The organism is Streptomyces sp. NPDC031379 (assembly GCF_055569615.1).
On record NZ_JBVIIT010000042.1, the window covers coordinates 1 to 16,322 of the forward strand.

The window sequence follows — 16,322 nt, forward strand, 5'->3', positions numbered from 1 at the left end:
CCCCCCCCCCCCCCCCCCCCCCCCCCCCCCCCCCCCCCCCCCCCCCCCCCCCCCCCCCCCCCCCCCCCCCCCCCCCCCCCCCCCCCCCCCGCGACGGCGAAATTCCCTGAAGGGCCGCGCGGTCAGGACATAGGGTCACCGTCATGTCTCCGGCCAAGAAGCGTGCCCGCAGCTACGATCCCGCCAGGACCCGCGCGGCGGTCCTCGCCCAGTTCGGACACGTACGCGAGGCCGTCCGCGGCCTGACCCCCGAGCAGCTCGCGCTGCCGACGCGGCTCGGCGAGTGGACCGTGCGCGAGCTGATCGCGCACATCGGGATGGCGGTCACGGCCGTGCACCGGGCCCTGGACAAGCCCGCACCGCCCCGGCAGGACGCCACGGTGGTCGAGTGGCCCTTCGCCACCTCCGCCAGCTCCACCGCCATCTTCGAGTTCACCCGCGCCCTCGCCGCCGAGCACACCGACCTCGACGCCTACCTCACCGGCATCGACGAGAGCCTGCGCGCCCTGCTCGCCGAGCATCCCGGCAGCCGGCTCCTGGCGACCAACGCGGGTGCGCTGCCCCTGGACGACTACCTCGTCACCCGCACCGTCGAGCTGGTCGTCCACACCGACGACCTCACCGCCGCCGTCGAGGGGCTCGAGGTGCCGTACGACCGGCAGGCCCTGGCCGCGGCCACCCGGCTGCTCGCCGACGCCCTCGCCGTGAAGGCGCCCGGCGGCTCCACCGAGGTGCGCGTGCCGCCGTACGCCGTCGTGCAGTGCGTCGAGGGGCCCCGGCACACCCGGGGCACCCCGCCCAACGTCGTGGAGACCGACCCGCTGACCTGGGTCCGGCTCGCCACCGGACGCGTGGCCTGGAAGGACGCGGTGGCGGAGGCGAAGGTCAGCGCGAGCGGGGAGCGGGCGGACATCGGGGATCTGCTGCCGCTGATGTCGTAGCGGAACCGGTCGTACCGGCGGTCCGTCGAATCCGTATGAACCGGTACAAGCAGCGCATGACCCTGATGGCGGCCACCGCACTCGTCCCGGTCGCGGTGGCCTGCGGCAGCGGAGAGGCGGACAGTGGTGCGGTGAGCGTCCAGCAGCCGGTGACCGGGATCGACTGGCGGGTCGACGACGTCACCGTCGGCGGTACGACCCGGCACGCGCCCGCCACCGCCCGCCTGCGCATCGACGAGGACGGCAAGGCGGCCGGCAATCTCGGCTGCAACCAGTTCAGCGCCCGGGCCACCGTGCACGGGGACCGGATCACCTTCGGTGACCTGCGGACCACCAGGATGGCCTGCGACAAGGAGCGGATGGACTTCGAGCGGGCCCTCGCCCGCACCCTCACCACCGGCACGCTGGTCGCCAAGGCCGACGAGGAGAAGCTGACGCTCACCGGCGGTGACGGTGACCGCGTCCACCTCAGCCGCAGCGCCCCAGAATGATGTGCGACACCTCACTCATGGAGTCGGCCTCGAGGTTCCGGATCGGCCCGCACAGCCCGGCCGGGACCCGGAGTCGTGGCCGAGAATCGCCCCTGACCTGCTAAAACGTAGAATCACCCAAGGTGATCGACGACGCCTGGCCCGTCCTGGGCGCGCATCCCCAATTCGGACCAGTGGTCGACCTCGCCTACACTCGATGGCGTGCCACGTGGTGACGGTCGACTCAATCACGATCTGCTTCCCGGCGAAAAGGGCCCCCAGGACGCTTGCGGCGTCTTCGGCGTCTGGGCTCCGGGTGAAGAGGTCGCAAAGCTCACGTACTTCGGGCTCTACGCCCTCCAGCACCGGGGTCAGGAATCCGCGGGAATCGCGGTCAGCAACGGCTCCCAGATCCTCGTCTTCAAGGACATGGGCCTGGTCTCCCAGGTCTTCGACGAAACCTCTCTCGGTTCGCTCCAGGGTCATATCGCGGTCGGACACGCCCGCTACTCGACCACCGGAGCCTCCGTGTGGGAGAACGCCCAGCCGACGTTCCGCGCCACCGCGCACGGTTCGATCGCGCTCGGCCACAACGGCAACCTGGTCAACACGGCGCAGCTCGCCGAGATGGTCGCCGAACTGCCGAACGACAACAACAGCCGCTCCGCCCGGGTCGCGGCGACCAACGACACCGACCTGCTGACGGCCCTGCTCGCCGCCCAGGTCGACGAGGACGGCAAGCCGCTCACCATCGAGGAGGCCGCCCACGCGGTGCTCCCGAAGGTGCGGGGCGCGTTCTCCCTCGTCTTCATGGACGAGCACACCCTCTACGCCGGCCGCGACCCGCAGGGCATCCGCCCGCTGGTCCTCGGCCGCCTGGAGCGCGGCTGGGTGGTCGCCTCCGAGTCCGCCGCCCTCGACATCTGCGGCGCCAGCTTCGTGCGGGAGATCGAGCCGGGCGAGTTCGTCGCCATCGACGAGAACGGCCTGCGCAGCTCCCGATTCGCGGAAGCGAAGCCCAAGGGCTGTGTCTTCGAGTACGTGTACCTGGCCCGCCCGGACACCGACATCGCCGGCCGCAACGTGTACCTCTCCCGCGTGGAGATGGGCCGCCGCCTGGCCAAGGAGGCGCCGGTCGAGGCCGACCTGGTCATAGCGACCCCGGAGTCCGGCACCCCGGCCGCCATCGGCTACGCGGAGGCCTCCGGCATCCCCTTCGGCAACGGCCTGGTGAAGAACGCCTACGTCGGCCGGACCTTCATCCAGCCCTCGCAGACCATCCGCCAGCTGGGTATCCGCCTGAAGCTGAACCCGCTGAAGGAAGTCATCAAGGGCAAGCGCCTGGTCGTCGTGGACGACTCGATCGTGCGCGGCAACACCCAGCGGGCCCTGGTCCGCATGCTCCGCGAGGCGGGCGCCGCCGAGGTCCACATCCGGATCTCCTCGCCGCCCGTGAAGTGGCCCTGCTTCTTCGGCATCGACTTCGCCACCCGCGCGGAGCTGATCGCCAACGGCATGAGCATCGAGGAGATCGGGACCAGCCTCGGCGCCGACTCCCTGGCCTACATCTCGCTCGACGGCATGATCGAGGCGACCACGATCGCCAAGCCGAACCTGTGCCGCGCCTGCTTCGACGGCGAATACCCGATGGAGCTGCCGGACCCCGAGCTGCTGGGCAAGCAGCTCCTGGAGACCGAGCTGGCAGCCGGGCCCGCCGCCACGGCCGCCGCCGACGCGATCCGGCGTCCGTAATCCCCGCTGTTCACGCGGTACGACACGAAAGTTCTCAAAATCATGTCTTCTGCTGATTCTGATCAGCGTGCACCGCACGTGGGCGCTGGTGCCAGCTATGCGAGCGCGGGCGTCGACATCGAGGCGGGCGACCGCGCCGTGGAACTCATGAAGGAGTGGGTGAAGAAGACCCAGCGGCCCGAGGTCCTCGGCGGCCTCGGCGGCTTCGCCGGACTCTTCGACGCCTCCGCCCTCAAGCGCTACGAGCGCCCGCTGCTCGCCTCCGCCACGGACGGTGTCGGCACGAAGGTCGACATCGCGCGCCGCCTGGGCGTCTACGACACCATCGGCCACGACCTGGTCGCCATGGTCATGGACGACATCGTGGTGTGCGGTGCCGAGCCGCTGTTCATGACGGACTACATCTGCGTCGGCAAGGTCCACCCCGAGCGGGTCGCCGCCATCGTGAAGGGCATCGCGGAGGGCTGCGTGCTGGCCGGCTGCGCCCTGGTGGGCGGTGAGACGGCCGAACACCCGGGCCTGCTGGGCGAGGACGACTTCGACGTCGCCGGCGCCGGTACGGGCGTTGTGGAGGCCGACCGGCTGCTGGGCGCGGATCGTATCCGCAAGGGTGACGCGGTGATCGCCATGGCGGCCTCCGGTCTTCACTCCAACGGGTACTCCCTGGTCCGCCACGTCCTGCTGGACCGTGCGGGCCTGGCCCTGGAGACGGAGATCGCGGAGCTGGGCCGCACCCTCGGCGAGGAGCTGCTGGAGCCCACGAAGATCTACTCGCTGGACTGCCTGGCGCTGACCCGCACCGCCGAGGTGCACGCCTTCAGCCACATCACCGGCGGCGGACTCGCGGCCAACCTGGCCCGGGTGATCCCGGACGGCCTGCACGCCGTGGTCGACCGTGGCACCTGGACCCCGGGCGCGATCTTCGACCTGGTCGGGAAGACCGGGAACGTGGAGCGCCTGGAGCTGGAGAAGACCCTCAACATGGGCGTCGGCATGATGGCGATCGTCCCGGAGGAGTCCACCGAGGTGGCCCTCGCGACGCTGGCCGACCGGGGTGTCGAGGCATGGGTCGCGGGCGAGATCACCGACCGCGGCGACAAGGAGACCGGCGCCGAGCTGGTCGGTGACTACTCCGCCTGAACCTGCGGGTAGCACAGAACCCGGTCGGTGGCAGTGCCACCGACCGGGTGAGTGCTCAGTGCAAGGTCAAGCGCCGCGACGGTGTTGTGAGGGACCTTCGTCCTCGTCCTCGTCGTCGTCCTCATAGAGGTCGGCGTAACGGGAGTAAAGGTCGTCCTCGTCATGCTCATCGTCCTCGAACGTCTCGCCGTTCGGCGGCTGGCTCGAAGTAGATGCGCCCAGTTCACTGGCCAGACGTGACAGGTCAGTCCCACCGCTGTTGTACTTCAGCTGGCGGGCGACCTTTGTCTGCTTGGCCTTGGCCCGGCCGCGCCCCATGGCTCGACCCCCTCGGTGACGGGGCTCGACGGCCCCAGAGTCTGACACGCGTTCATGATCCGGAACGGACCCTCCGCAGAGAGGCCGGTCCGTAGGGCTTCCACGGTACCTGAGCCCGCGCCCATACGGTACGTCGCCCGCAGCACGCGCGTGTACCCGGGACCTTCGAGGCGCCCTGTCCTCGCTGGTCAGTGGCGATTTTAACCACTTATCGGGGAACGACCCGCCGGTGGAAGTGAGAGTTCTCTCCAAGTTCCCGCCGACGGGTACCGCTCAGCTGTGCGATCGGACGCCCGGTCGGGGTCCCGCGCGGCCGCTCAGCGCGCCGTGCGGGCCTCGGCCATCCGCTGCTCGGCGATCCGGTCGGCCGCGGCGGCCGGCGGAATCCCGTCTTCCTTCGCACGTGCGAATATGGCCAGCGTGGTGTCGAAGATCTTCGACGCCTTGACCTTGCACCGGTCGAAGTCGAACCCGTGCAACTCGTCGGCCACCTGGATGACCCCGCCGGCGTTCACCACGTAGTCCGGCGCGTAGAGGATCCCGCGGTCGGCGAGGTCCTTCTCCACGCCCGGGTGGGCGAGCTGGTTGTTGGCCGCGCCGCACACCACCTTGGCGGTGAGCACCGGCACGGAGAGGTCGTTCAGGGCACCGCCGAGGGCGCAGGGGGCGTAGATGTCCAGCCCCTCCACGCGGATCAGCGCCTCGGTGTCGACGACCGCCGTCACCCCCGTGGGGTACTGGTCGACGATCCGCTGGACGGCGTCCGCGCGGACGTCCGTCACGACGACCTCGGCGCCCTCCTCGCGCAGATGCCGGACCAGGTGGTGGCCCACCTTGCCGACGCCCGCGACACCGACCTTGCGGCCGCGCAGCGAGGGGTCGCCCCACAGGTGCTGGGCGGAGGCGCGCATGCCCTGGTAGACGCCGAAGGCGGTGAGCACGGAGGAGTCGCCGGCGCCGCCGTTCTCGGGGGAGCGGCCGGTGGTCCAGCGGCACTCGCGGGCCACGACGTCCATGTCGGCGACGTAGGTGCCGACGTCGCACGCGGTGACGTAGCGCCCGCCGAGGGAGGCGACCATGCGCCCGTAGGCGAGAAGCAGCTCCTCGCTCTTGTCACGCTCCGGGTCGCCGATGATCACGGCCTTGCCGCCGCCGTGGTCCAGTCCGGCCATGGCGTTCTTGTACGACATCCCGCGCGCGAGGTTGAGGGCGTCGGCGACGGCCTCGGCCTCGGTCGCGTAGGGGTAGAAGCGGGTGCCGCCGAGGGCCGGGCCCAGGGCGGTGGAGTGGATGGCGATCACGGCCTTCAGGCCGGTGGCGCGGTCCTGGCAGAGCACGACCTGCTCATGGCCGCCCTGGTCCGAGTGGAACAGGGTGTGCAGGACATCAGCAGGTGCGCCGGTTACGTCGGTCACTGTGGTGACTCCTGTGTAAATAGCGGCGAGTGGGGACGGGCCCCGTACGGGTGGCGGGGTGCCGTGGCACGAGCGTAGAGCCTGAGCACGACCACCATCCGCGCAGTGTTCAGGATCACTCTGCCGTGCCCTCAGTGCACGCATGACCGTGGCACGATTTGCAGTGGTTTCGAGCCGGGTCCGATGGGGAGTGAGCAGGCGTGCCCAAGGTGTCCTCCATGGTCGTCCCTTACACCGCTTACCTGCGCGTGTACGAGCCGCTGGGCGCCTTCCCGGAGCCGGAGCGCAGCCACTGGACGCGCTACGCCCGCCGCCCCGACCGCCCCTCCTACCAGGACGAACTGCGCCGCTCCCTGGCCGACTTGCTGCCCACCCCGCCGATCGCGGTACCGGTGCACGAGAGCGGGGACGCCTTCGTGCTGGAGGTCGACGGGGTGACCTGCGTGTGTCCCTGGCGGACCCGGCTGCGCGGCTGGCAGGCCCTCGGCGAACTCGCGGAGGAGCTGCCCCCGCCGGTGCTGGACGCGGTGCTGCCGCCGGTGGTGCGCCGCCAGGCGGCCCAGGACTACGAGCGCTGGCTGGCCCGCAACCCCGACGCCCGCCCCTGGATCCGTACGGCGACGTGGCAGGTGCCGCTGAACTGGTTCGTGCTGGTCTCCGACGAGGAGCGGCGGTACGCCAAGGGGACCGCCGAGGTGCCCCCCGTGCTGCGCTACCGCACGCCCATGGTGCAGGCGCGCCGCCGGGTGGCGCGGACGCTGCGCACGCTGAAGGACACCGTCGAGGAGGGCCCGCTGATCGACGGGATCGTGGACGTCGGCCGCTGGCTGGAGGAGTTCCACCCGCGCTCGCTGGTGGAGCTGGACTACGGCGGCCTGGTGCATGTGCTGCCGGCCGGTGAGCTGGAGGGCGATCACTCGGCGGCGGATGTGGCCGAAGGCGTCGAGGCGCTGCGCCGGGGCGACGGAACGGCGGCCGGAGCGGCCTACGGGCGGCTCGTGGAGCGATGGCGGGCGGTGCGGGACCGGCGCTCGGCCAACTGACGAACTGACGTTTCAACAGAAACGCCGAAAACGTGACGTGGGTCACAGCTGAGACATCGTCGAACAGCGTACGGTCGACGCCACTTCACCAGCTGACGGGACGTTGGTCCCGATCCGGGCTTTTGTTCCAGGGATGGCTGAAGCGTGACGGACCGCACGTACTGGGCCCTTGCGCCTCTTGCCCCTCCTCATGCCAAAATAGGACAAGGAGTCCGGGGAGGGCTCTGTCCGTCCAACTGTGCTCCGTTGTGGGCGGAATCTCAGCATTGCACGCTTTGGGGGGTCTGGTGACTCCTGATCGCCCTGTGACTGATCGTCACAGTGGCGTGACTGTCCGCTATGGGGTGGTCCATCGGCTTCCGTCGCTGATGAACACCTGGGAGGGCAATTCCATCGGTTTGGCCGACCGGGCTGGACAGATGGTGTAGTTGTAGTGCCGAGGACAAGCCGTTCGTCCTATAACCGACTCGACTCGCGTCCGCCATTTCGGGCAACGCGGGTCAAGGTGCAGAATTTAGAGGAAAGAACCGAGAAGGTTCGGTTCTCCCGAGGAGGCCGCTCATGACCGCTCGCACCCCTGATGCCGAGCCGCTGCTGACCCCGGCTGAGGTCGCCACGATGTTCCGCGTCGACCCCAAGACGGTCACGCGGTGGGCGAAGGCCGGCAAGCTCACTTCCATCCGCACGCTCGGCGGGCACCGCCGCTACCGCGAGGCCGAGGTCCGCGCTCTGCTCGCGGGCATCCCGCAGCAGCGCAGCGAGGCCTGAACAACTGAATAACGGGCAAACCGGCTGGTCCCCCAACCCGCCGAGGCGCCCGAACCCCTTAGCTCCAAGCGACGCGGGACCTGCCCCAACAGGGCCCTCGCCCAAGGCCGAAGAGAACGTTGTTGGCAGCGACACAGGGTGCGTCGTAGATCGCGCTGGACTCCGCCGAGTCCAGCGCGATCTTTTTTGTGCGCTGGTCGCGGCTGTGCGGGCCCTGCTGTGAGCGGGCTTGTCGGAGTCTGGGGAGGGGTGTCGGAAGCTCTGTGCGTGACCTCCGGGCGAGGTGCAATTGCACATATTAAATTGACTAGTTGTATGACGGGGGTAAGTGCCACTCTTTCAAAAAGTCATGCCGTGACTCCCGTCACACGCCGGGCCGCTTGTTGCCGATGGCGCCGGTGCGCTAATGGAAGCGCGTGTTCCAGCGTCCCACGCGCCGACCGGTGTTGGCGTCGGTGTCGGTCACGCGTTCCGGGGACTTTCGTCCTCGGCGGTCTCTTCGCTCGCGTCCTGGGGTCGAGGGCCGGTGTCCATCGCCAGCCGCAGCAGGCGATGACAGATGGGGCAGTGGCGGGTGAGATGCCGGTAGGACGAGGCGGCCGACAGGTGCGCCCTCAGAAGCGCCCGCGTCTCGTGCCTGGCCGATGCCGCCATACGCCACCTCCAGGGGCCGCACAGGAGGAACGGGCCCTGCTCTCTGGGTACCGAGGGAATGTGACGCCGTCAAGGGCGCAGGTGGCTGTGAGAGGCTCTCGCCGGAACAGCAGAAGGGCCCCCGTGACGGGGGCCCTTCTCTATGCGGTCCTGACGGGATTTGAACCCGCGGCCTCCACCTTGACAGGGTGGCGAGCACTCCAAACTGCTCCACAGGACCAGGCTTCGCTGCGTTTGACTTGCTGTCTTGCGCTGCGAGAGAGACTGTACAGGAGGTGCGCCGCCTGGTCGAACTCACCCCCTGTACGCAAGCGATTACGGGACGGCCGCGTCGATCGCCTTCACGATCCGCTTGTCGGAGACGGGGTACGCCGTGCCCAGCGCGTGGGCGAAGTAGCTGACCCGCAGCTCCTCGATCATCCAGCGGATGTCCAGCACCGAGGCGGGCACCGGCCGGCCCTGGGGGAGCTGCTCCAGGAGCCAGGCGTACTCGTCCTGCATCTCGTGGACCTTCTCCATGCGCGTGGTGTCCCGCTGGACGCCGGTCGGCATCTGCTGCAGACGCCGGTCGGCGGCCACCAGGTAGCGCATGAGGTCGGGAAGCCGGCGTATGCCCGCCCAGGTCACGAAGCCGGGCTTCACCAGGGCGTCCAGCTGTTTGCGGACGTCCGTCAGGTTCGCGAGCAGCACCGGGCTGCCCGTGGCCTTCAGACGGCGCTCACAGGCCTGCCAGGCGGCCAGGACCTGCTGTACCTGGCCGACCGTACGGACCGTCGTGTCCACGATCTCCGCGCGCACCTTGTCGTACAGCTTCCGGTAGGACTCCTCGTCCCACGCCGGCCCGCCGAAGTCCGCGATCAGCTTGTCCGCGGCGGCCATGGCGCAGTCGTCGAACAGGGCCTGGACGGAGCCGTGCGGGTTGGCCGACAGGGCGAGCTTCTGGGCGTTCGTCAGCTTCTCGGAGGCGAACTTCGCCGGGTTCACCGGGATGTTGCGCAGGATCAGCCGACGGGTGCCCTTCCACATGGCCTCGGACTGCTCCGCCTCGGTGTCGAAGAGACGGACCGAGACCGTGTCACCGTCGTCCACCAGCGCCGGGTACGCCTTGACCGGCTGGCCGGCCCGGCGGGTCTCGAAGACGCGGGTGAGCGTGCCGATCGTCCAGTCGGTCAGGCCCTTGCGTTCCAGCGACTCGCCGCCCTCCCGGGACGCGGTCGCGGCCGCCGCCTGGGAGAGCGCCTGGCGCGCCTTCGGCTTCAGGCGCAGCTTCAGCGCCTCCAGGTCCTTGTCCTCGGCCAGCTTCCGGCGCCGCTCGTCGACGATACGGAAAGTGATCTTCAGGTGGTCCGGCACCTTCGCCCAGTCGAAGTCGTCCGCCTCGAAGGGGACGCCGACCATGCGCCTCAGCTCGCGCGTCATCGTCACGACGAGCGGCTCCTGGAGGGGTACCGCCCTCTCCAGGAACGCCTTCGCGTAGTTAGGCGCGGGCACGTAGTTGCGGCGGACGGGCTTGGGGAGGGTGCGGATCAGCTCCGTCACCACCTCCTCGCGCAGGCCCGGGATCTGCCAGTCGAAGCCCTCGTCCGTGACCTGGTTGAGCACCTGGAGAGGGATGTGCACGGTCACGCCGTCGGCGTCCGCGCCCGGCTCGAACTGGTAGGTCACCCGGAACTTGAGCTGCCCCTGCCGCCAGGAGTCGGGATAGTCGGCCTTGGTGACCGCCTCCGCCGACTCCCGGATGAGCATCTCCCGCTCGAAGTCCAGGAAGTCCGGCTGCTCGTGCCGCTTGCTCTTCCACCAGGAGTCGAAGTGGGCACCGGAGACGACGTGCGGGGGCACCCGCTGGTCGTAGAAGTCGAACAGCGTCTCGTCGTCGACGACGATGTCCCGGCGCCGGGCGCGGTGCTCCAGCTCCTCGACCTCGCTGAGGAGTCTGCGGTTGTCGGCGAAGAACTTGTGGTGCGTGCGCCAGTCCCCCTCGACCAGCGCGTTGCGGATGAACAGCTCGCGGCTGACCTCGGGTTCGATGCGGCCGTAGTTCACCTTCCGCTGGGCGACGATCGGGACGCCGTACAGCGTGACCTTCTCGTACGCCATCACGGCCGCCTGGTCCTTCTCCCAGTGCGGTTCGCTGTACGTCCGCTTGAGCAGGTGTCCGGCGAGCGGTTCGACCCACTCGGGCTCGATCTTGGCGTTGACCCGCGCCCAGAGCCGCGAGGTCTCCACCAGCTCGGCCGACATCACGAACTTCGGCTGCTTCCTGAACAGCGCGGAGCCCGGGAAGACCGCGAACTTGGCGTTGCGCGCGCCCAGGTACTCGTTCTTGCTGCCGTCCTTCACGTCCTTCATCCCGATGTGGGACAGGAGGCCGGCGAGGAGGGAGACGTGGATGCGGTCGGCGGGCGCGTCCTCCTCGGCGAGGTGGATGCCCATCTGCTTGGCGACCGTGCGCAGCTGGGTGTAGATGTCCTGCCATTCGCGGATGCGCAGGAAGTTCAGGTACTCCTGCTTGCACATCCGGCGGAAGGAGCTGGATCCGCGCTCCTTCTGCTGCTCGCGGACGTACCGCCACAGGTTCAGGTACGCCAGGAAGTCGCTGGTCTCGTCCTTGAAGCGGGCGTGCTGCTGGTCGGCCTGGGCCTGCTTCTCCGCCGGGCGCTCACGCGGGTCCTGGATGGACAGCGCGGCGGCGATGACCATGACCTCGCGGACACAGCCGTTCCTGTCGGCCTCCAGGACCATGCGGGCCAGGCGGGGGTCGACGGGCAGCTGGGCGAGCTTGCGCCCGGTGTCCGTGAGCCGCTTGCGCGGGTCCTTCTGGGCCGGGTCCAGCGCGCCCAGCTCCTGCAGCAGCTGCACGCCGTCGCGGATGTTGCGGTGGTCCGGCGGGTCGATGAAGGGGAACTTCTCGATGTCGCCGAGTCCGGCCGCGGTCATCTGCAGGATGACGGAGGCGAGGTTCGTACGGAGGATCTCCGCGTCCGTGAACTCCGGCCGGGCGAGGAAGTCGTCCTCGCTGTACAGCCGGACGCAGATGCCGTCGGACGTACGGCCGCAGCGACCCTTGCGCTGGTTGGCGCTGGCCTGGGAGACCGGCTCGATGGGCAGCCGCTGGACCTTGGTGCGGTGGCTGTAGCGGCTGATCCGGGCGAAGCCGGGGTCGATCACGTACTTGATGCCGGGCACGGTGAGGGAGGTCTCGGCGACGTTGGTCGCCAGAACGATCCTGCGCCCCGTGTGCGGCTGGAAGACGCGGTGCTGCTCGGCGTGGGAGAGCCGGGCGTAGAGGGGGAGCACCTCGGTGAATCTGTACTTCTTCTTCTCCAGCGCGTCGGCCGTGTCGCGGATCTCCCGCTCACCGGAGAGGAAGACGAGGATGTCGCCCTTGCCCTCCGCCATCAGCTCCTCGACGGCGTCCGTGATGGCGGTGATCTGGTCCCGGTCGGAGTCCTCGGAGTCCTCCTCCAGCAGGGGCCGGTAGCGCACCTCCACCGGGTACGTCCGGCCGCTGACCTCGATGATCGGGGCGTCGCCGAAGTGCCGGGAGAAGCGCTCGGGGTCGATGGTCGCCGAGGTGATGACGACCTTCAGGTCCGGCCGCTTCGGCAGCAGCTGGGCCAGATAGCCGAGCAGGAAGTCGATGTTGAGGGACCGCTCGTGGGCCTCGTCGATGATGATCGTGTCGTAGGCGCGCAGCTCGCGGTCGGTCTGGATCTCGGCGAGCAGGATGCCGTCCGTCATCAGCTTGATGAAGGTCGCGTCCTGGTTCACCTGGTCGGTGAAGCGGACCTTCCAGCCGACGGCCTCGCCGAGCGGGGTCTTCATCTCCTCCGCGACCCGCTCGGCGACGGTACGCGCGGCGATGCGGCGGGGCTGGGTGTGGCCGATCATGCCCCGGACGCCGCGTCCCAGCTCCAGACAGATCTTCGGGATCTGGGTCGTCTTTCCGGAACCGGTCTCACCGGCGACGATGACGACCTGGTGATCGCGGATGGCGGCCGCGATCTCGTCCTTCTTCTGGCTGACGGGCAGCTGCTCGGGGTACGTGGCGGCGGGCACGCGGGAGCGCCGCTCGGCCATCCGGGCCTCGGCCTTGCCGACCTCGGCGTCGATCTCGGCGAGGACGGCGGCGCGGGCCTCCGGCTTACGGATCTTGCGTGCGCCCTCGAGCCGGCGACCGAGCCGGTGGGCGTCGCGCAGCGACAGCTCGGTCAGTCGGGGGGCGAGGGTGCCGAGGGCGGGGGCGGGATGCGTAGACATACGCGGTCCAGGATCTCACCTCGCCCAAAAGAGAGGCGAACGATTTCACCGGCGCCGGTGCGGGGCGCCCCGAAGGGGCGCGGCACCCGTCACTCCCACGGCGGGTCACCGAGATCCTCGAACAGGAGCAGTGCACGACAAATGACCTAGCGTGAGCCCTATGCCCGATTCGCCGCACGGAGAGCACGGCCGTCCCCCCACCCGCGCGGAGCGCTGGTCGGCGTTCCGGGCGTCCCCTTTCCTCCCCGCCACGGTCCTGCTGCTGATCCTCGCCGCCGCTGCCGGTCTCTTCGCCGGGTCCTACACGTACGCCATGGCCGATCCGACCCCGCACAGCATCCCCACCGCCGTGACCGGCGCCCACGACCAGCCCGCCGCCCGGCGCTTCATCGAGGGCATGGAGCGGGCATTGGACGCCTCGCTCAAGCTGCACCCGTACGGCAGCAGACAGGCGGCGGTGCGCGCGGTGGACGAGCAGAAGGAGTTCGCGGTGTTCGAGGCGCCCGCGGGCCGGCCGGTCACCCTGGACGTGTCCGGGGCGTCCGGGGCGTCGGTCGCCCAGCTGCTCGCCGAGGCGGCGGTGGAGGTGGGCAAGGCCACCGGCACACCGGTGGTGGTCCACGACCTCAAGCCGCTGCAGAAGGGCGATCCCCGCGGTCTGGCGATCTTCTACATCTCACTCGCGGCCGTGATCATCGGCTTCGTCGGAGCCATCCAGCTCAGCGTGCACGCGCGGGAGCTGAACCCCCTGGAACGCATCGCCTTCACCGCCGCCTACGCCCTGCTCGGCGGGTTCGTGATCGCCGCGGTGGTGGACTGGCTGCTGGGGGCGCTCTCGCTGCCGTTCGTGGAGTCCTGGCTGATCCTCGCCCTGACGATGTTCGCCTCGGGCATGGTGTTCACGATGTTCAACACCCTCGTCGGGCGCTGGGCCATGCTGCCGACGTGGGGCCTGATGGTGCTGCTGGGCAATCCCTCGTCCGGCGGTGCCGTCTCCTGGCCGCTGCTGCCGTCCCCGCTCGGCACGATCGGCCGCTGGCTGCCGCCCGGCGCCTCGGTCAACGCCCAGCACACCGCGGTGTACTTCCGCGGTCACCAGCATGCCTTCCCGTTCCTGGTGCTGGCGGGCTGGGCGGTCGTCTCCTGCGCGGTCTTCCTGATCTGGCGGCACCGGCACCCGGGCGGCCGCCCGGCACGCCCGGCACGCCCGGCTCATGCGGGCTAGGAGCTTCGCTGGGACGGCGGTGCTGCGGGATGCGCGGTGTGCTGCCGGGAGGGGCCGTCGCCCAGGGCGATCGACCTGGCGGTGTTGGAGACGGCCTTGATGCCCAGATAGGCGGTGGTCATGCTGCTGACCGCGGTGAAGGCGGCGGTGAGCACGCCGACGATCACGGCTTTGTCGCCGTCGAGCCGCCATACGCCGAAGATCGCTACTCCCGCGATGGCGAGATTGCTGATCACCACCGCGAGTAGCCCGTACCGCGCCCGGTCCTTCTCCAGTCCGGTGTCGCGACCTTCCACCGCTGCCCCCTGAAGCCGCTCCAAACGACGAAGACCCCGTTCGTCGAACGGGGTCTTCTGGCTGTGGCTGGGGCCGGGGTCGAACCGGCGACCTTCCGCTTTTCAGGCGGACGCTCGTACCAACTGAGCTACCCAGCCACGGTGTTTCACGTGAAACACCAGCGGTCCTGACGGGATTTGAACCCGCGGCCTCCACCTTGACAGGGTGGCGAGCACTCCAAACTGCTCCACAGGACCAAGCTTGTGTGCAACAGTGTCGCACACGATCTTGCGTGCCCCCAACGGGATTCGAACCCGTGCTACCGCCTTGAAAGGGCGGCGTCCTAGGCCGCTAGACGATGAGGGCTATCGGCCCGCCTGGGCGCTTCTCAGCGCGTCGGGGACGTGAGAAGCATATGGGATGGCGGGGAGTATCGCCAAAACGGTTTACGGCGAGCGCTCGGACGGCGGCGCGGACGGAGTGCCGGAGGATGTCCGGCTCGGGGACGCCTCGGGGCGGTTCTCGTCCGCCAGATGGCGGCTGACCTCGGCTGTTGCCAGTCCCAGGCCGCCCAGCTCGATCGCGTCCCAGGCCTGGAGGCGGCGGCTGTCGCGGTCGAAGTAGAGGATCGAGGCCTCGATGGGAGCGGGGTACCGGCGCTCCACCGCACGCAGGCCGCTGCCGCCGGTCGAGCCCTCCCTGCGCAGCCGGGTGCCGTACTTCAGCATCTCGGTGCCTTCGTGGTGCAGGTGGCCGCACAGCACCAGCGGGACCTCGCCGTCCGTCTCGCGGGCCGCCGTCGGCTCGTGGGCGATCGCCACGTCCACCGGCCTGCCGGCCGCCCGCTGGTCGCGCAGGGCGCTGGCCAGCCGGTCGCCGGCCAGTTGCTCGGAGGCCTCGCCGCCGGGCACCACCGAGCGGTCGGGGGTGAACTGCGGGTCGCCGATGCCCGCGAAGCGCAGGCCGCCGACCGTCTCCGCCCGGCCGTCGTCCAGAACGTGCGCGTTCCTCACGTGCTCCAGGTAGCGCTGGGTGGTCCCGGAGTCGTGGTTGCCGCGCACCCAGACGTACGGCGCGCCCAGGTCTGCGATCGGGTCCAGGAATCCGTTCTCCGCTGCCGTGCCGTGATCCATCGTGTCGCCCGAGTCGACGATCACGTTCACCTTGTACTGCTTCACCAGCGAGGCGATGATCTTCCAGCTCGCCGGGTTCAGATGGATGTCCGACACGTGCAGGACCCGGATGGTGGAGGGGTCGGGGTGGTAGGCCGGGAGCGTGGACGTGACGTCGTAGAGCTTGGTCACGTTCGTCACCAGGCGGGCCAACTCCTTCTGGTAGACGTCGAATTCGGTGACGATGCTGCGCGCGTTGCCGACCACGGACGGGGCCGAGCTGAGCAGCCCGGAGAATTTCGGCTCCAGGACCGACTTCGGGTTCCAGGTGGCGTACGCCGTGGCGGCCGAGGCGGCCAGCAGCGTCAGGGCCAGGCCACCGGCCGCGAGGGCCCGGCGCGGGCGGCGGTAGACGGCCAGGCCGAGGGCCGTGGCGCCGGACACGACGGCGACGCAGGAGCGCACGGCCAGGTCGAGCGTGCCGTGCTCGACGTCCTGGGTGACCTCGTCCTGGAGGCCGGAGAGCCGCTCGGGGTGGTCCACCAGGGCCTGTGAGCGCAGCGGGTCCAGCTGGTCGACGTTGACGTCCAGGCGGACGGGGGCGACATGGCTGTCCAGGCTCAGCGCTCCCAGCGGGGAGATGTTGATCTTCGTGCCGCCGGTGAGGGAGGGGCGCAGCGCCATCGTCGTGTTCATCGGGCCGACCGGGGTGCGGACGCTGCCGACGATCAGCAGCCCCAGCCAGGCGCCGACGAGGACGACGGTGGTGAGGCCGAGGGCGCGGAGCCACGGACGGGGCCGCGCTGCGAGTTCCAGGGCGGGCGGTGCGGTCCTGCGGCGGCGGTGTGTGCGGTTCTGGATCCGGTTCAGCATGCGGTTCAGGGCTGCGACGGGGACGCGGGCCATTGGTCCCGTATGCCCATGCCCCGGCGCGGATATGCGACGGCC

13 protein-coding genes and 4 tRNA genes are annotated in these 16,322 nt (G+C 69.8%); 7 read left to right on the top strand and 10 right to left on the bottom strand.

All coding sequences use genetic code 11. The annotated features are described in order from the left end of the window. The first annotated feature begins 143 nt into the window (after nucleotides 1-143). From ACZ5CW_RS39020 to purM, 4 genes are all read left to right on the top strand, one after another. Nucleotides 144-941 carry a maleylpyruvate isomerase family mycothiol-dependent enzyme gene (locus tag ACZ5CW_RS39020; protein WP_468610193.1) on the top strand — a complete coding sequence of 266 codons (798 nt, stop codon included), beginning with the start codon at nucleotides 144-146 and terminating at the stop codon, nucleotides 939-941. 56 nt (nucleotides 942-997) lie between these two features. Beyond that, entirely contained in the window at nucleotides 998-1,432 is a 435-nt protein-coding gene (locus ACZ5CW_RS39025; RefSeq protein ID WP_468610195.1) for an META domain-containing protein, read from the top strand. Between the two features lie 201 nt (nucleotides 1,433-1,633). Beyond that, the gene (purF, locus tag ACZ5CW_RS39030) at nucleotides 1,634-3,163 is read left to right on the top strand and encodes an amidophosphoribosyltransferase (RefSeq protein WP_468610197.1); all 1,530 of its coding nucleotides are present in this window, start codon (nucleotides 1,634-1,636) and stop codon (nucleotides 3,161-3,163) included. Between the two features lie 42 nt (nucleotides 3,164-3,205). Further along, on the top strand, nucleotides 3,206-4,303 hold the full coding sequence (gene purM / locus ACZ5CW_RS39035) for a phosphoribosylformylglycinamidine cyclo-ligase (protein WP_468610199.1): 1,098 nt from the start codon (nucleotides 3,206-3,208) through the stop codon (nucleotides 4,301-4,303). 66 nt (nucleotides 4,304-4,369) lie between these two features. On the opposite strand, the gene ACZ5CW_RS39040 is transcribed toward purM, so the two are convergent. Beyond that, the gene (locus ACZ5CW_RS39040; RefSeq protein WP_468610201.1) at nucleotides 4,370-4,621 is read right to left on the bottom strand and encodes a DUF3073 domain-containing protein; all 252 of its coding nucleotides are present in this window, start codon (nucleotides 4,619-4,621) and stop codon (nucleotides 4,370-4,372) included. 317 nt (nucleotides 4,622-4,938) lie between these two features. Next, nucleotides 4,939-6,036 carry a Leu/Phe/Val dehydrogenase gene (locus tag ACZ5CW_RS39045; protein WP_468610203.1) on the bottom strand — a complete coding sequence of 366 codons (1,098 nt, stop codon included), beginning with the start codon at nucleotides 6,034-6,036 and terminating at the stop codon, nucleotides 4,939-4,941. 200 nt (nucleotides 6,037-6,236) lie between these two features. Between ACZ5CW_RS39045 and ACZ5CW_RS39050 the strand changes: the two genes are divergently transcribed. Both ACZ5CW_RS39050 and bldC read left to right on the top strand, forming a co-directional pair. Beyond that, nucleotides 6,237-7,079, top strand: a complete 843-nt coding sequence (locus ACZ5CW_RS39050) for a DUF8083 family protein (protein WP_468610205.1) — start codon at nucleotides 6,237-6,239, stop codon at nucleotides 7,077-7,079. 561 nt (nucleotides 7,080-7,640) lie between these two features. Then, nucleotides 7,641-7,847, top strand: a complete 207-nt coding sequence (bldC, locus tag ACZ5CW_RS39055) for a developmental transcriptional regulator BldC (RefSeq protein WP_003949541.1) — start codon at nucleotides 7,641-7,643, stop codon at nucleotides 7,845-7,847. A gap of 462 nt (nucleotides 7,848-8,309) precedes the next feature. Here bldC and ACZ5CW_RS39060 read toward each other — a convergent pair whose 3' ends face one another. The 3 genes from ACZ5CW_RS39060 to hrpA all read right to left on the bottom strand — a co-directional run bounded on the left by ACZ5CW_RS39060 (nucleotide 8,310) and on the right by hrpA (nucleotide 12,761). Next, nucleotides 8,310-8,501: a DUF6274 family protein gene (locus tag ACZ5CW_RS39060; protein ID WP_468610207.1), complete on the bottom strand. Its 192-nt coding sequence runs from the start codon at nucleotides 8,499-8,501 to the stop codon at nucleotides 8,310-8,312. A gap of 145 nt (nucleotides 8,502-8,646) precedes the next feature. Beyond that, nucleotides 8,647-8,721 (bottom strand) — tRNA-Asp (locus ACZ5CW_RS39065). A gap of 95 nt (nucleotides 8,722-8,816) precedes the next feature. After that, nucleotides 8,817-12,761, bottom strand: coding sequence for an ATP-dependent RNA helicase HrpA (gene hrpA / locus ACZ5CW_RS39070; protein ID WP_468610209.1), 3,945 nt, complete (start codon nucleotides 12,759-12,761; stop codon nucleotides 8,817-8,819). A 160-nt stretch (nucleotides 12,762-12,921) separates the two neighbouring features. On the opposite strand from hrpA, the gene ACZ5CW_RS39075 reads away from it, so the two are divergent. Next, nucleotides 12,922-13,986 carry an ABC-2 transporter permease gene (locus ACZ5CW_RS39075; RefSeq protein WP_468610212.1) on the top strand — a complete coding sequence of 355 codons (1,065 nt, stop codon included), beginning with the start codon at nucleotides 12,922-12,924 and terminating at the stop codon, nucleotides 13,984-13,986. Here ACZ5CW_RS39075 and ACZ5CW_RS39080 read toward each other — a convergent pair. The 5 genes from ACZ5CW_RS39080 to ACZ5CW_RS39100 all read right to left on the bottom strand — a co-directional run bounded on the left by ACZ5CW_RS39080 (nucleotide 13,983) and on the right by ACZ5CW_RS39100 (nucleotide 16,280). Next, on the bottom strand, nucleotides 13,983-14,282 hold the full coding sequence (locus tag ACZ5CW_RS39080; RefSeq protein WP_468610214.1) for a hypothetical protein: 300 nt from the start codon (nucleotides 14,280-14,282) through the stop codon (nucleotides 13,983-13,985). The two genes, ACZ5CW_RS39075 and ACZ5CW_RS39080, sit on opposite strands and share 4 nt — an antisense overlap. 64 nt (nucleotides 14,283-14,346) lie before the next feature. Then, a tRNA-Phe gene (locus ACZ5CW_RS39085) sits at nucleotides 14,347-14,420 on the bottom strand. A gap of 24 nt (nucleotides 14,421-14,444) precedes the next feature. After that, nucleotides 14,445-14,519 (bottom strand) — tRNA-Asp (locus tag ACZ5CW_RS39090). A 36-nt stretch (nucleotides 14,520-14,555) separates the two neighbouring features. Then, nucleotides 14,556-14,628 (bottom strand) — tRNA-Glu (locus ACZ5CW_RS39095). Between the two features lie 80 nt (nucleotides 14,629-14,708). Beyond that, on the bottom strand, nucleotides 14,709-16,280 hold the full coding sequence (locus ACZ5CW_RS39100; protein ID WP_468610216.1) for a metallophosphoesterase family protein: 1,572 nt from the start codon (nucleotides 16,278-16,280) through the stop codon (nucleotides 14,709-14,711). Between the last annotated feature and the right edge of the window lie 42 nt (nucleotides 16,281-16,322).